The organism is Streptomyces sp. B21-105, from assembly GCF_036898465.1.
Lineage (GTDB): Bacteria > Actinomycetota > Actinomycetes > Streptomycetales > Streptomycetaceae > Streptomyces.
The window spans coordinates 6,085,749-6,099,483 of sequence record NZ_JARUMJ010000001.1 but is presented as its reverse complement, the minus strand read 5'-3'; the positions used below and the strand labels follow the sequence as shown (position 1 = coordinate 6,099,483).

The 13,735-nt window shown below is 72.9% G+C and carries 9 protein-coding genes; 3 read left to right on the top strand and 6 right to left on the bottom strand.

Annotation, left to right across the window (positions count from 1 at the left end; all coding sequences use genetic code 11):
* Positions 1–201: 201 nt before the first annotated feature.
* Positions 202–588, bottom strand: a complete 387-nt coding sequence (locus tag QA802_RS27685) for an MGMT family protein (protein WP_319164897.1) — start codon at positions 586–588, stop codon at positions 202–204.
* Positions 589–774: 186 nt separating this feature from the next.
* Here QA802_RS27685 and QA802_RS27680 point away from each other — a divergent pair, with 186 nt between their 5' ends.
* The 3 genes from QA802_RS27680 to QA802_RS27670 all read left to right on the top strand — a co-directional run bounded on the left by QA802_RS27680 (position 775) and on the right by QA802_RS27670 (position 6,894).
* Positions 775–3,462, top strand: a complete 2,688-nt coding sequence (locus QA802_RS27680; protein ID WP_334528000.1) for a lysylphosphatidylglycerol synthase transmembrane domain-containing protein — start codon at positions 775–777, stop codon at positions 3,460–3,462.
* Between the two features lie 97 nt (positions 3,463–3,559).
* Complete coding sequence (locus tag QA802_RS27675; RefSeq protein WP_334527998.1) at positions 3,560–5,104, top strand: alpha/beta hydrolase; 1,545 nt, start codon at positions 3,560–3,562, stop codon at positions 5,102–5,104.
* Positions 5,105–5,325: 221 nt separating this feature from the next.
* A complete protein-coding gene (locus QA802_RS27670; RefSeq protein ID WP_334527995.1) occupies positions 5,326–6,894 on the top strand; it encodes an alpha/beta hydrolase in 1,569 nt (522 codons plus the stop codon).
* A 101-nt stretch (positions 6,895–6,995) separates the two neighbouring features.
* On the opposite strand, the gene moeZ is transcribed toward QA802_RS27670, so the two are convergent.
* From moeZ to QA802_RS27645, 5 genes are all read right to left on the bottom strand, one after another.
* Positions 6,996–8,174 carry an adenylyltransferase/sulfurtransferase MoeZ gene (gene moeZ, locus QA802_RS27665; RefSeq protein ID WP_319164893.1) on the bottom strand — a complete coding sequence of 393 codons (1,179 nt, stop codon included), beginning with the start codon at positions 8,172–8,174 and terminating at the stop codon, positions 6,996–6,998.
* Positions 8,175–8,237: 63 nt separating this feature from the next.
* Positions 8,238–8,996, bottom strand: coding sequence for a spherulation-specific family 4 protein (locus tag QA802_RS27660; protein ID WP_334527991.1), 759 nt, complete (start codon positions 8,994–8,996; stop codon positions 8,238–8,240).
* Positions 8,984–9,946 carry an NAD-dependent epimerase/dehydratase family protein gene (locus QA802_RS27655; RefSeq protein WP_334527988.1) on the bottom strand — a complete coding sequence of 321 codons (963 nt, stop codon included), beginning with the start codon at positions 9,944–9,946 and terminating at the stop codon, positions 8,984–8,986. Before QA802_RS27655 ends, QA802_RS27660 begins: the two co-directional genes overlap by 13 nt.
* 325 nt (positions 9,947–10,271) lie before the next feature.
* Positions 10,272–11,606: a hypothetical protein gene (locus QA802_RS27650; protein WP_334527985.1), complete on the bottom strand. Its 1,335-nt coding sequence runs from the start codon at positions 11,604–11,606 to the stop codon at positions 10,272–10,274.
* Positions 11,603–13,420, bottom strand: coding sequence for a DUF3492 domain-containing protein (locus QA802_RS27645; protein ID WP_334527982.1), 1,818 nt, complete (start codon positions 13,418–13,420; stop codon positions 11,603–11,605). Before QA802_RS27645 ends, QA802_RS27650 begins: the two co-directional genes overlap by 4 nt.
* Positions 13,421–13,735: the final 315 nt, after the last annotated feature.

Genomic DNA, 13,735 nt, shown 5'->3' with positions numbered 1-13,735 from the left:
GGGATGAGAGGGACGCGTGCCGCCGACGCTACGCCGACGGCCGGCCCGGAAGGACAGCTTCCGCTTCTTCCCTCGGGCCCCGCACGTCCCGGGTGTCCCTCGACCCACGAACGTACGCCATGCCACGGGCGTGCCCGGTACGCGCTGTTTCGCCCGTCCGGGCCACAGGCACCTCCGAAACCCGTCCGACGGCGCAAGCTGTCAGGTGTGACCCGCCGCGCGTTCGCCGCCGTCCCACCTCGCCCGTCTCATGTCGAGGCGCGGGACATGGCCTTCCGCGGCCCTGCTCGCCGCCTTCAGCGGGGTGCCCTCGGTGCGGTAGCGGTCGAGCGCCCGCAGCTCGTGCCCCGGGAGCAGCACCCCGTCCGCGCGCACGACACGCCACCAGGGGACGGCGCCGCCGTAGAGGGCCATCACCCGGCCGACCTGCCTCGGACCGCCCTCCTCCAGCCACTCGGCGACGTCCCCGTACGTCATGACGCGCCCGGGCGGGATCAGCTCCGCGACCTCGAGAACCCGCTCGGCGTACTCCGGCAGCGCTTGCGTGTACTCCGGGCGGGCGTCGTCCGGAAGGCTCTGCTCGCTCATCCGCCCCATCCTGCCCCACCGCACCGACAATGCGACGGGCTCGCGACGCAGTGTGACCCTCGCCCCCGGGTGAGGCTTCGGGCAGACTGTGCGCCCCCGCATTTGCACCCTGATGCCCCCGTGTGTCGGTGGGGCATGCCACCATCGTGCGGGCGGTGACCGGTGATACGAGACCAAGAAGAGACGATGCAGCAGAACGGCGTGCACGCAGAGGACGCACAGGGCGCCTCTGACGCCGCGGCGCGCCCGGACATCCCCGACGAGCGACGGGAGGAGGTGCACATCGACGAGGTCGAGGGGGACGAACCCCTGCTCCCCGCGCGCGTGCACCGTCCTTCCGACCTGATGCGGCTGATGGTCGGCGTGCTCGCCGTCATCGTGCTCCTGGGCATCGCCGCCTTCGCCCACGGAACCACCTCAGGCCTCGAACAGGACATCAACAAGGGCACCGGACAGGCGCCCGACCTGCTCATCAAAATCGCCGGCCTGGCGTCCAGCATCGCGATCCTGCTGGTCCCGGTCGCGTTCGCGATCGAGCGTCTGATCAAGCGGGACGGGTTGCGCATCGCCGACGGCGTACTCGCGGCGGTCCTCGCGCACGGTGTGACGCTCGCCACCGACCTGTGGGTCGCCAAGGCCGCTCCGGGCTCCATCCAGGAGGCGCTGACCCAGCCCTCCCCCGGCGACGTCCACGCCCTGACCGACCCGGTGCACGGCTATCTCGCGCCCGTCATCGCGTACATGACGGCCGTCGGCATGTCGCGTCGCCCGCGCTGGCGCTCGGTGCTGTGGATCGTGCTGCTCCTCGACGCCTTCTCGATGCTCGTCACCGGCTACACGACGCCGTTCTCCATCATCCTCACGGTGCTGATCGGCTGGACGGTCGCGTACGGCACCCTGTACGCGGTGGGCTCGCCGAACGTGCGGCCCACCGGGCGGACGCTCATGGCAGGTCTGCGGCACGTCGGGTTCCGCCCGGTGAGCGCCGCCCGTGAGGAGACGCCGGACGCGGCGGAGGGCGACCGGGGCAGACGGTACTTCGTCACCCTGGAGGACGGACCGCCGCTGGACGTGACCGTCGTCGACCGGGAGCAGCAGGCCCAGGGCTTCTTCTACCGCGCGTGGCGCAACCTGGCCCTGCGCGGCTTCGCCACCCGCAGCAGCCTGCAGTCGCTGCGCCAGGCGCTGGAGCAGGAGGCGCTGCTCGCCTACGCGGCCATCGCTGCCGGCGCCAACGCGCCGAAGCTGATCGCGACCTCCGAGCTGGGGCCCGACGCGGTGATCCTCGTCTACGAGCACACCGGCGGCCGCACCCTCGACTCGCTGGCGGACGAGGAGATCACCGACGACCTGCTGCGCAACACCTGGCACCAGGTGCGGGCGCTGCAGTCACGGCGCATCGCGCACCGCCGGCTCGCCGGTGACGCAATTCTGGTGGATCGTTCCGGCACGATGATCCTGACCGATCTGCGCGGCGGTGAGATCGCGGCCGGCGACCTGCTGCTGCGCATGGACGTCGCCCAGCTGGTGACGACACTGGGCCTGCGGGTGGGCGCGGAACGCGCGGTGGCCTCCGCGGTGGGCGTGCTCGGCCCGGACGCGGTCGCGGACTGCCTGCCGATGCTCCAGCCCATCGCCTTGTCCCGCTCCACGCGCGCGACGCTGCGCCGGCTGGCACGCGAGCGCGCGCAACGGGAGCGGGAAGCCGTTCTCGAAGCCTCCCAGCAGGCCAAGCAGGCCCGCGCGGAGGCGGCCGAGGCCGACACCGAGGCCGCCGTCGTGGAGAAGCCCGGCAAGAAGGCCGTGCGCGCGGAGGCCCGCGCCGAGAAACGGGCCATCGACGAGGCACTCGAGGGGGCGCGCGAGGAGGACCTGCTGACGCAGATCCGCCATGAGGTGCTGCTGATCCGTCCCCAGGCGCCGGTCGAGCCCGCCCGGCTCGAACGGGTGCGGCCGCGCACCCTCATGAGCTTCATCGCCGGCGCCATCGGCGCGTACTTCCTGCTGACCCAGCTCACCCACATCGAGTTCGGCCCGCTGATCTCCCACGCCGAATGGGGCTGGGTCGCCGCGGCCGTGCTGTTCTCGGCGCTGAGTTATGTCGCCGCCGCGATGAGCCTGCTGGGGTTCGTGCCGGAGCGGGTGCCTTTCCCGCGGACCGTGGCCGCGCAGGTCGCCGGGTCCTTCGTGAAGATCGTGGCGCCGGCCGCGGTCGGCGGCGTCGCCCTCAACACGCGCTTCCTGCAGCGCGCGGGGGTGCGACCGGGACTCGCGGTGGCCAGCGTCGGCGCCTCGCAGCTCTTCGGACTCGGCTGCCACATCCTGATGCTGCTGTCGTTCGGCTATCTGACCGGCACCGAGAAGACGCCGTCGCTGTCGCCGTCCCGCACGGTCATCGCGGGTCTGCTCACGGTGGCGGTGCTCGTGCTCGTGGTGACCTCGGTGCCCTTCCTGCGCAAGTTCGTCGCCACGCGCGTGCGGTCGCTGTTCGCGGGCGTCGTGCCGCGCATGCTGGACATACTGCAGCGGCCGCAGAAGCTGGTCACCGGCATCGGCGGCATGCTGCTGCTCACCACCTGCTTCGTGATGTGCCTGGACGCGTCGATCCGCGCGTTCGGCGACGAGTCGACCTCGCTCAGCATCGCGAGCGTCGCCGTCGTGTTCCTGGCGGGCAACGCGCTCGGCTCCGCCGCGCCGACACCGGGCGGAGTCGGCGCGGTCGAGGCGACCCTGACGGTCGGTCTGATCGCGGTGGGTCTGCCCAAGGAGGTCGCCGCGCCCGCGGTCCTGCTCTTCCGGCTGCTGACGCTGTGGCTGCCGGTGCTGCCGGGCTGGCTGGCCTTCAACCACCTGACCCGCAAGGGCGCCCTCTAGGGCCGTGACCGGCTCGGACGGCCGTACTCCGGGCGGCCCGTACTCCGGTCGGCCCGCGCCCCGCGCGCGTGCCGGTGCACGACCTCAGGATGGGGTCATGCCGATGCCCTCCCGCCCGCGTGCCACCGCCGTGACCGCCATCGCTGTGCTGCTGTCCTCGCTGGTGGCGGGCTGCGCGCAGGACGCACGGGCCGAAAACCTGACGGAGCAGAAGCTGAACTGGAAGGACTGCCCGGCCCCGTCCCGGTCGGAGGGCAGCGGCAGTGCACCGTCTCCGCTGCCGGACGGCGACCCGTGGCAGTGCGCCACGATGAAGGCCCCCCTCGACTGGGACGACCCCGAGGGCGACACGATCGACCTCGCGCTGGTCCGGGCCGAGGCGAGCGGCGCCGAGAGCCGGCGCCTCGGCTCGCTGATCTTCAACTTCGGCGGCCCCGGCAGCTCGGGGGTCTCTGCCCTGCCCTCGTTCGGCGACGAGTACGCGACCCTGCGCACCCGCTACGACCTGGTCAGCTTCGACCCGCGCGGGGTGGGCCGCAGCGCCGGCGTGCGGTGCGAGAACGACCAGCAGCTCGACGCGTACTTCCAGCAGGACGCCACCCCCGACGACGCCGCGGAGCGCACCGCGCTGCTGGACAACACCAAGAAATTCAACGCTGCCTGCGAGGAGAACTCGAAGAAGATGCTGCCGCAGGTGCGGACCACCGACGCGGCCCGCGACATGGATCTGATGCGCCAGGTGCTCGGCGACGAGCGGCTGCACTACTTCGGCATCTCCTACGGCACCGAACTGGGGGGCGTGTATGCCCATCTGTTCCCGAAGAAGGTGGGGCGAGCCGTGTTCGACGCGGTCGTCGACCCGACCCAGACCTCCGAGCAGGGCTCGCTCGGGCAGGCCAGGGGTTTCCAGCGCGCGCTCGACAACTTCGCGAAGGACTGCACGTCGAAGACGCAGGACTGTCCCGTCGGAGACACCGCGCAGGACGTCGAGGCCCGCGTCGCCGGACTGCTGAAGCGCCTCGACTCCAAGCCGATCCCGGGGATCTTCCCGCGCGTCCTGACCCAGAGCGCCGCGACCAACGGCATCGCGCAGGCTCTGTACTCGAAGGACTTCTGGGAGTACCTCACCGAGGGCCTGGAGCAGGCCTACGACGGCGACGGCCAGATTCTGATGCTGCTGTCCGACCTGATGAACGGCCGGAGCGAGAACGGCGAGTACAGCAACGCCTCGGCCGCCAACGTCTCCATCAACTGCGCCGACGACAAGCCGCGTTACTCGGCCGCCTACGTGGAGAAGAAGCTGCCGGAGTTCCGGGCGGCCTCCGCGCTGTTCGGCGACTTCATGGCCTGGTCCATGGTCGGCTGCACCGACTGGGCCGTGCCCGGGGCCGCCGACCATCCCGACGTGAGCGCGCCCGGGTCCGCGCCGATCCTCGTGGTGGGCAACACCGGCGACCCGGCGACCCCGTACGAAGGGGCGCGGAAGATGGCGGACGCGCTGGGCCGGGGGGTCGGGGTCGAGCTGACGTACAAGGGACAGGGCCACGGTGCGTACGGCAGCAAAAACCCGTGTGTGCGGCGGACGGTGGACGGCTATCTGCTGAACGGAAGGACACCGGCCGCCGGGACCGTCTGTTCCTGACGGCGGCCACGCTGTTCCCGACTGCGGCCACGCTGTTCCCGACTGCGGCCACGCTGTTCCCGACCGCGGCCACGCGGACGGCATCAGGGCCCCTCGATCGCACAGTATGCGCAGGTCAGAGTGTTATCCACAGGCTCGGACGGTCGATGCCCAGGACGCCTAACATGGCCTGAAAGCCGTTCGCCGCCGAGCGTGGACGGCCGGTGAGGGGGGAGGCGCACATGGCGCGATTCGCACGGTGGACGGTGTGGGGAGCCGCCGCCGCGCTGCTGGCTGCGGGCTGCAGCAGCGGTGCGGCGGACGACGGGACGGACGGCAGGGGCGGTACGGCCGGCACCCGGCCCACAGCCGGATCCGCCTCGACCACGGCCACACCCCCGGCGGCCCTGCCCACCGCGCTGACCGGGCAGAAACCCGACTGGGGCCGGTGCGGGAGCACCGCGGACTCCTCCGCGCCGGGCGACGACTGGCAGTGCGCCACGCTGAAAGCGCCGCTGGACTGGTCGAAGCCGGGCGGCCGGACCATCGATCTCGCCCTCGTCCGGGCCAAGTCCCGCGCCGAGGGCGGAGACCGCATCGGTTCGCTCCTGTTCAACTTCGGCGGCCCCGGCGCCTCGGGAGTGTCCATGCTCCCCTCCTACGACTCGACGGTCTCCTCGCTCCGCGACCGCTACGACCTGGTGAGCTGGGACCCTCGCGGGGTGGGCGCGAGTGAGGGTGTCCGCTGCCGCGGCGACCAGGACATCCAGGCCGCCGAATCCCTCGACGCGACCCCGGACACCCCTGCCGAGGAACAGGCGTTCCTCCAGGACGCCACCGCCCTCGGCGCGGGATGCCAAAAGGCCGCGGGCACGCTGCTGGCCCATGTGTCGACCACCGACACCGCCCGCGACATGGACCTGATGCGCCAGGTGCTCGGCGACCGCAAGATGCACTACTTCGGCATGTCGTACGGCACCGAACTGGGTGGCGTGTACGCCCACTTGTTTCCTCGGAACGTCGGCAGGCTCACCCTCGACGCGGTCGTCGACCCGAGCGCCGACGCCGTCGGCCATGCCCAGAACCAGGCACGCGGCTTTCAGCGGGCGCTGGAGGACTACCTCATGTCGACCGGCCAGAACCCCGAGACGGGCAGCGCGAGGATCGCGGCCCTGCTGGACCGGCTGGACGCCCACCCGCTGCCCGGGACGGACGGGCGCAAGCTGACGCAGGGGCTCGCCGTCATCGGCATCGTCCTGCCGTTGTACAGCGAAGCGAGCTGGCCGAGGCTGACCAGTGCGCTGGAGGCCGCGCAGGCGGGGAACGGCTCCGAGTTGCTCAGGCTCGCCGACCGCTACAACGAGCGGGACTCCTCGGGGCGCTACGGCACGACGGTCCATTCCCAACGGGTCATATCGTGCTTGGACGACAGGCAGCGGCCGACCGCGCAAAAGACGAAGCTGCTGGTGCCGGGGTTCGAGAAGATCTCACCCGTGTTCGGGGACTTCCTCGCCTGGGACACGGCCGGCTGGTGCCACGACTGGCCGGTGGCCGGACAGTACGACACCCCGGAGGTGAGCGCGGCGGGCGCGGCGCCGATCCTGCTGGTCGGCACCACCGGGGATCCGGCGACGCCCTACGAGGGCGCGCGGAAGATGGCGGACGAGCTCGGCAAGGGCGTAGGTGTGCTGCTCACCTGGAAGGGCGAGGGGCACATCGCGTACGGGAGCGGGAGCTCGTGCGTCGACTCGGCGGTGGAGAACTACCTGCTGAAGGGAGCGGTCCCGCAGGACGGCACGGTCTGCTCATGACGGCGGCGGGGGCTTCGCGCACCCCTGGTACGCGAAGCCCCCGCCGATCCCGTCGGGAGGCCCGATGGGCCTGCCGGGCCGGGCGAACGCCCGGGATGCCGTCAGTAGACCGGCTTGCTCGGTTCGATCTGGTGGACCCAGCCGATCACGCCGCCGCCGACGTGCACGGCGTCGGAGAAGCCCGCGGACTTCAGCACGGCGAGGACTTCCGCACTGCGGACACCCGTCTTGCAGTGCAAGACGATCCTCTTGTCCTGCGGCAGACCCTGCAGGGCGGTGCCCATCAGGAACTCGTTCTTCGGGATGAGCTTGGCGCCCGGGATGGAGACGATCTCGTACTCGTTCGGCTCGCGGACGTCGATGATCTCGATGCTCTCGCCGTCGTCGATCCACTCCTTGAGCTGCTTGGGAGTGATCGTCGAACCGGCCGCCGCCTGCTGGGCCTCCTCGGAGACGACGCCGCAGAAGGCCTCGTAGTCGATGAGCTCGGTGACGGTCGGGTTCTCGCCGCACACCGCGCAGTCGGGGTCCTTGCGGACCTTGACCTGGCGGTACTGCATCTCCAGGGCGTCGTAGATCATCAGGCGGCCGACGAGCGGCTCGCCGATGCCCGCGAGCAGCTTGATCGCCTCGTTGACCTGGATCGACCCGATGGACGCGCACAGCACGCCCAGCACGCCGCCCTCGGCGCAGGAGGGGACCATGCCCGGCGGCGGGGGCTCCGGGTACAGGCAGCGGTAGCAGGGACCGTGCTCGGACCAGAAGACGGACGCCTGGCCGTCGAAGCGGTAGATGGAACCCCACACGTACGGCTTGTTCAGCAGCACGCACGCGTCGTTGACCAGGTAACGGGTCGCGAAGTTGTCAGTGCCGTCGACGATCAGGTCGTACTGGCTGAAGATGTCCATCACGTTCTCGGCCTCGAGCCGCTCTTCGTGAAGCACCACGTCGACGTAAGGGTTGATGCCGAGAACGGAGTCACGGGCGGACTCGGCCTTGGAGCGGCCGATGTCGGCCTGGCTGTGGATGATCTGCCGCTGCAGGTTCGATTCGTCGACCTCGTCGAACTCCACGATGCCGAGCGTGCCCACGCCCGCCGCGGCCAGGTACATCAGCGCCGGCGAGCCCAGGCCGCCGGCGCCCACACAGAGCACCTTGGCGTTCTTCAGCCGCTTCTGCCCGTCCATCCCCACGTCGGGGATGATCAGGTGGCGGGAGTACCTGCGGACCTCGTCTACGGTGAGCTCGGGGGCCGGCTCGACCAGGGGTGGCAGCGACACGGGGACTCCGTTGGTCGGTCAGTCATGACGGTTGTTCTCCCCGTAACAGTGCCATGGCCATTTTCATTCCGAGACACCTGTTCCGATCCGCGAGACGATGTCGTCCCAGTAGCCGGGCATGGTCTCCCAGGGGTCGCGTGCGCCGCCGCGTTCGGTGCCGTCCGTGAACCAGATCGTCGCGGCGCCCTGCCAGCGGGCGATGCGCAGCGCCTCGTCGAGGTGCCCGCGCGGCACGCCGTGCACGAAGTGACAGAAGCGCTCCGGCGGGTGCTCCGCCGTCCACTCGGCCACCTGGGACCAGCGGTAGTCGCTCCAGGGGCCGGAGAAGGTGACCAGCTGGTCGGCGAGCTCGGCGTAGCCGGGGCACGGGTGGACGCCGTGGTCGAGGACGACGTGGGGTGCGTCATGGAGCGTGCGCAGGGCGCCGGCCGTGCGGCGCAGTCCGGGCAGCGTGGCGCGGTCGGCCGGGCAGCGGTCCAGGAGGAAGCCGTCGACCTGGTACCAGTCGAGGTAGCGCTGCGCCTCGGAGATCACCTCGGCGAAGTCGCGGGCTCCGTACCGCGCGTCGATGCGCCCGAGGACCCGGATGCCCGCGTTGCGCAGTCGGCCCGCGGATTCCAGACAGCTCGGGTCGGGGCGCGAGCCGGGTCCGTCGAAGACGTCCAGGGCGACCCAGTGCAGGGGCCTGCCGGGCCGGGCGAGTTCGCCCCACTCGGCGGGCGCGAGCAGCGGATGCGCGAGGCCGGGGACGCCGAGGCCGGTGCGGACGTCGGTGGTGCCGGAGTACGCGCTGCCCGCCGGGGTTCCGGTCAGATACGACATGCCGCCTCCATCCAGATGTCGGCGAGGGACTCCTCGAGGTTGATCCGGGGGCGCCAGCCGAGCCGGTCGCGGGCGGTGCGCACGTCGGCCTGCTGCCAGCTGCCGCAGCCGTCCGGGTACGGGTACGCGACCGGGCCGCCGTGGTCGGCCTCCAGGCGGGGGTGGCCGATGACGGGCCGCGGGTGGCCGCCGGGCGGGCCGTCGAGTTCGTGGAGGGCTCCGCCGTATCCGGCCACGCGCGCGAGGATCGCCGCGGCGTCGCGCAGCCGGACGGCGCGACCGGAGCCGATGTTGATGACGCCCTGCGCGGCGGAGAGCGCGGCGGCGTGCACGGCTCGGGCGACGTCACGGACGTCGATGAAGTCCCGCTGCACGCCGAGACCCCCCAGCTTGAGCTCGCCGTCGCCGGACTGCATGGCGCGGCGCATGGCCTCGGCGAGCCGGCCCAGCGGGGAACCGGCGGGCGTGCCGGGGCCCGCGGGCGAGAACACCCGGAGCACGACGGCGTCGAGTCCGGAGCCGAGGACGAGTTCGGTGGCGGCGAGTTTGCTGACGCCGTACGGGCCGCCCGGCCGGGGCACGGCGTCCTCGGCGGTGGAAGAGCCCGACTGGCTCGGGCCGTACTCGGCGCCGCAGCCGATCTGGACCAGCCGGGCGCCGCAGCCGCTGCGTCGCAACGCCTCGCAGACGGTGGCGACGGCGACGGTGTTGTGCCGGGTGAGCTCGCGGGCGCCGCCGCGGGTGGTGCCCGCGCAGTTGACGACGACCTGGGGGTGGACCGCGTCGAGGAAGCGGGTGAGCGCACCGGGGCTGCCGGACGCGAGGTCGAAGCGGACGTCCGCGTCGTCGCCGCGGCCGAGCGCGGTGATCTGGACGGCGGGGTCGGCGAGCAGACGGTCGGCGACGAATCGGCCGAGGTAGCCGTTGGCTCCGATCAGCAGGACCCTCATCGTGCGGCTCCCGGGGTGTACGCCGGGACCGGGGCAGCCAGTGCCGTGGCTGCCGGGGCCGTGGCTGCCGTGACCGGGGTCGGGGTTGCCAGGGCTGCCGGGGCCGGGATTGCCGGGGCGCCGGCGCCCGCGGGTGCCCCGGCGGCTGCGGTCGCTCCGGATCGGGAGGTGGTCATCTGGTCTCTCCTTCGGGGGTGTTGCGGTGGGATGCGGTGGGCCACGGCGAGGTGCGGGAGCGCGGGCGTCATCCGGTCGGGCACGGTGGGGGGTTGCGCCGCGTGGGGTTGCCGCGGTGGCTGCCGGGACCGGCGGGGCCGGGTTCGCGTCAGCACGGCTGGTCCGTTCCCGCGTGGGCCGACGCCCGGGACAGCGTGCGGGCCGCGTGGACCAGGAGGGCCAGGGCCGCGCTGCCGCAGACGAGGAGCGGAACTCCGGCCGGACCCCAGGCGGTGGCCAGGTCGTCCACGGGCACGGCCAGGAAGTCGCAGCCGGGCAGACGGCCGGCGAAGACCGCCGCCGGGGCCAGTGCCTCGGCCGCACCGGCCGCACCGAGGACGACGGCGGGGGCGTGGGGGTAGCCGTGCACGATGAGAAGGCGGGCCAGGAAGAGGAGGCCGCCGAGCGTGAGGGTGTGACCGTAACCGGCGGGCTCGCCCAGTACGGCCGCGCTGAGAGCGGTCAGTGCGGCGAGCGCGCACAGGAAGAGAACGACGGTGCCGAGCAGCAACGGCTGCACGGAGGCGGCGAACTCGTCGAGGCCGCGGCTGGTGCCCAGGCGGCGGCGGGCGCGCCCGGCAAGGAGGTGGGCGCACCAGGCGGCGGGCGCGCAGGCCAGGGTCAGGGCGAGCAGCGGAGCGGCGGCGACGGGCCAGGGGCCGTCGGCCGTCCCGTCCGGCAGGCCGTCCGGGCCGCCGCCGACGGCGGCGCGCAGAAGGCTGTCGCCGAGGGCCGCGTAGGCGAGGAGCCAGCAGGTCCATGCCTCCGTCCGGTGCGGGCCGGGGTGGGCGCCCCGGTGCGGGCTCAACGGCCCCCGGCGCAGCGCCGCGTGCACGGCGAGGACGACGGAGAGGAGGCCGGCGGCCGCGACGATTAGAGCGGTGCCCCCGTGGGTGAGACGCAGGCCCGTCACGGTCGCGGCGCACAGGCCGCCGGGCAGCAGGGTGAGCAGCGCCCAGTCAAGGCGGGGCCGCGGGGCGGCGGTGGGTGCGGCGAGCGGCGGCGCGTCCGCGTCGCGTGGGACCCGGGCGTACATCTCCTCGGCGAGTGAGAAGACGTCCCGGTGCCGGAATCGTGCGGCGGTGCGGTCGGTGACCCCGTGAGCCTCCAGGCCGGCGGCGATCTCCAGCGGGTCGACGGCGCGTTCGCACAGGTCACGGTGACGGTGCAGCAGGGTCTTCACCGGGTCCGCGCCGCCACGGCGGGGCGCGGCCGGCCCTGGGGCGCCGGAGCGGGTGCCCGCGGAATCGCCGGCACCGTGAGCGCCGCGCGCGTCGGCGCGACCGGGGGCGCCCGCCGGGGCCTCGTCGACGGCACCGGGAACGGCGCTGCCGGCGGCGGCAGCGGTGGGGCCGGCGGCAGCGATGGCAGCACCGGCGCCGGCCGCGGCGGCACTGGCATCAAGGGGTGATTCCGGTCGGTCCGGTTCGTCCGGCCCGCTCATCGTGCCGCCTCCGTCGCGGCGACCGCCGAGGCGTCCCGGGCCGGCGGACCCGCCGCCCAGGCCGGGCCGGTCCGAGCGGTGACCGGGGCGTCCGGCCCGGTCCACGGGCCGGGCAGACACGCCTCGGGCGGGACGGCGAACGGCCGGGGTTCGCCGTCGTCGTCGAAGAGGAACCGGCGCATCGGGGCCTGGGAGGCGAGTTCGAGGTAGATGCCCTGGAACGCCTCGACGTTCTGCTCGACGGTGAACAGTTCGAGGGCGCGGGCACGGGCGGCCGCGCCCAGGCGCGCACGGCGTTCGGGGTCGTGCAGCAGCGCGACGCAGGCGGCCGCGAGCGCCCGCGGATTGCGCGGCGGGACGACCAGTCCGGTGCCTCCGATGACCTCGACCACCGCGCCGACGTCGGTCGACACGGTCGCCCGGCCGCAGAGCATCGCCTCGACCAGACCGACCGGGAAGCCCTCGACGACGCTCGACAGCACGACGACCGCCCCGGACGCGTACGCGTCGGCGAGGGTGGCCGACTCCGGGCCGCCGATCTCCTCGAAGGAGACCGGGTTGTCGCCGACGGCGTGCGGTCCGTCCGCCTCGTCGGGGAAGAGCTGGGCGGCCAGCGTCCGGCAATGGCCGAGGTAGGCCCGGCCCTCCTCGCCGGACGCCGCGCCGATGATCCGCAGCCGGGTGCGGGGCTCCTCCTTGCGGATCTCCGCGAAGGCGTGCAGCAGGGACACCAGGTCCTTCGCGGGTTCCACCCGGCCGATCCAGACCAGCGTGTGCGGGTCGGCGGTGTCCGGGGAGTCACCCACGTCGGCGAAGCGGGCCGTCTCCATGCCCGGGTAGACGGTGCGCAGTTTGGCGCGGTCGGCGCCGCACCGCTCCTGCCAGCGGCGGGCGTGCGCGTTGCCGGACGTGACGCACGCCGCCTGCCGGTAGACCTCGGCCGCGAGCCGGCCGTGGAAGGCGGCGACCAGTGCGCGTACGGCGGGAGCGGTCATGGCGGGACTGGTCGCGGCGGGGGCGGTCACGGCGGACGGCGCGTTCCCGGGGCCCGCCGGGGATGGGCCGTTACCAGAGTTCAGGTACTGCGAGCTCAGATAGTGCGTGCGCAGTCTCACCCCGTACTCGGTGACCAGGAGGGGCACGTCGAAGAAGTGGCGTGCGAGGAGTCCGGGCAGGGCGGCGGCGCCGCCCGACGCGGCGTGGCAGAGGTCGACCGCGCCGAGCCCCCGGCCCGCCTCGTCGCCCTGGTCGTCGTACCAGTCGAGCGAAAGGGGGCGCAGGGCGCTTTCGAGGTGTGCGGCGACGGCGAGCAGATCGGGTACGCGCGCCTCGCGCGCCGTGCGCAGCGCGCCGGGCGCGCGGCAGGCCCGCTCCAGGGCGCGCACGGCGTCCTCCGAGCGAAGTGCTCCCACCAGTCCGCCCTCGTCGCGGGCGAGTTCGGCGAGACCGTACAGCGCGGTGGCGAAACGGTCCGCCTGAGCGGTCGGACCGGCCTGCGAGAGGCCGGCCGCGTCCGACGGGTCCCCCTCGCACAGGGCGGCCGCCAACGCGCCGTAGGACTCGGCGAAGCGCCGGCGTGCACGCCGTCCGTGATCGACCCCGTCGTCCTGCGCCGTCCACAGCGGCGCGGTGCGTACCCGGCTGACCTGCGGCGGCAACGCCACCCAGCCCGCGTCCTCCTGGCCTTCGGTCCGGCTGAGCGCGTACACCTCGAACTGGTGCTGCTCGAGCCCGCGCACGAGCCGGTCGCACCACAGTCCGGCATCACCGTTCACATACGGATAGCCACCCTCCGTAAGCAGTCCGATGCGCACGCGCACTCCCGATCTCCCGTTTGGTGAGCCGTCGTTGACCCGGCGGCTCGCAGCGGGAAGAACGTATGCGGACAAGGCGGTGGCGCGACGGACGGTTGTCCGTCGCGCCACCAAAAGGGGTGAACGGTCGTAACTTTCCCGTGCGGGTCGCGTTCGGTCGCGCTAAGAGATCATCTGACTGCGCTATGTCACGCCGCGTATTCGGGGACGGCACCCGTTCGGTCCACCCGCCGCTCCGCGTTCGCGGCGGGCAACGGGGACGACGCCGACGATGCGGACGACGCATCCGGGGACACCGCGTCCGCGGGCGGCGAC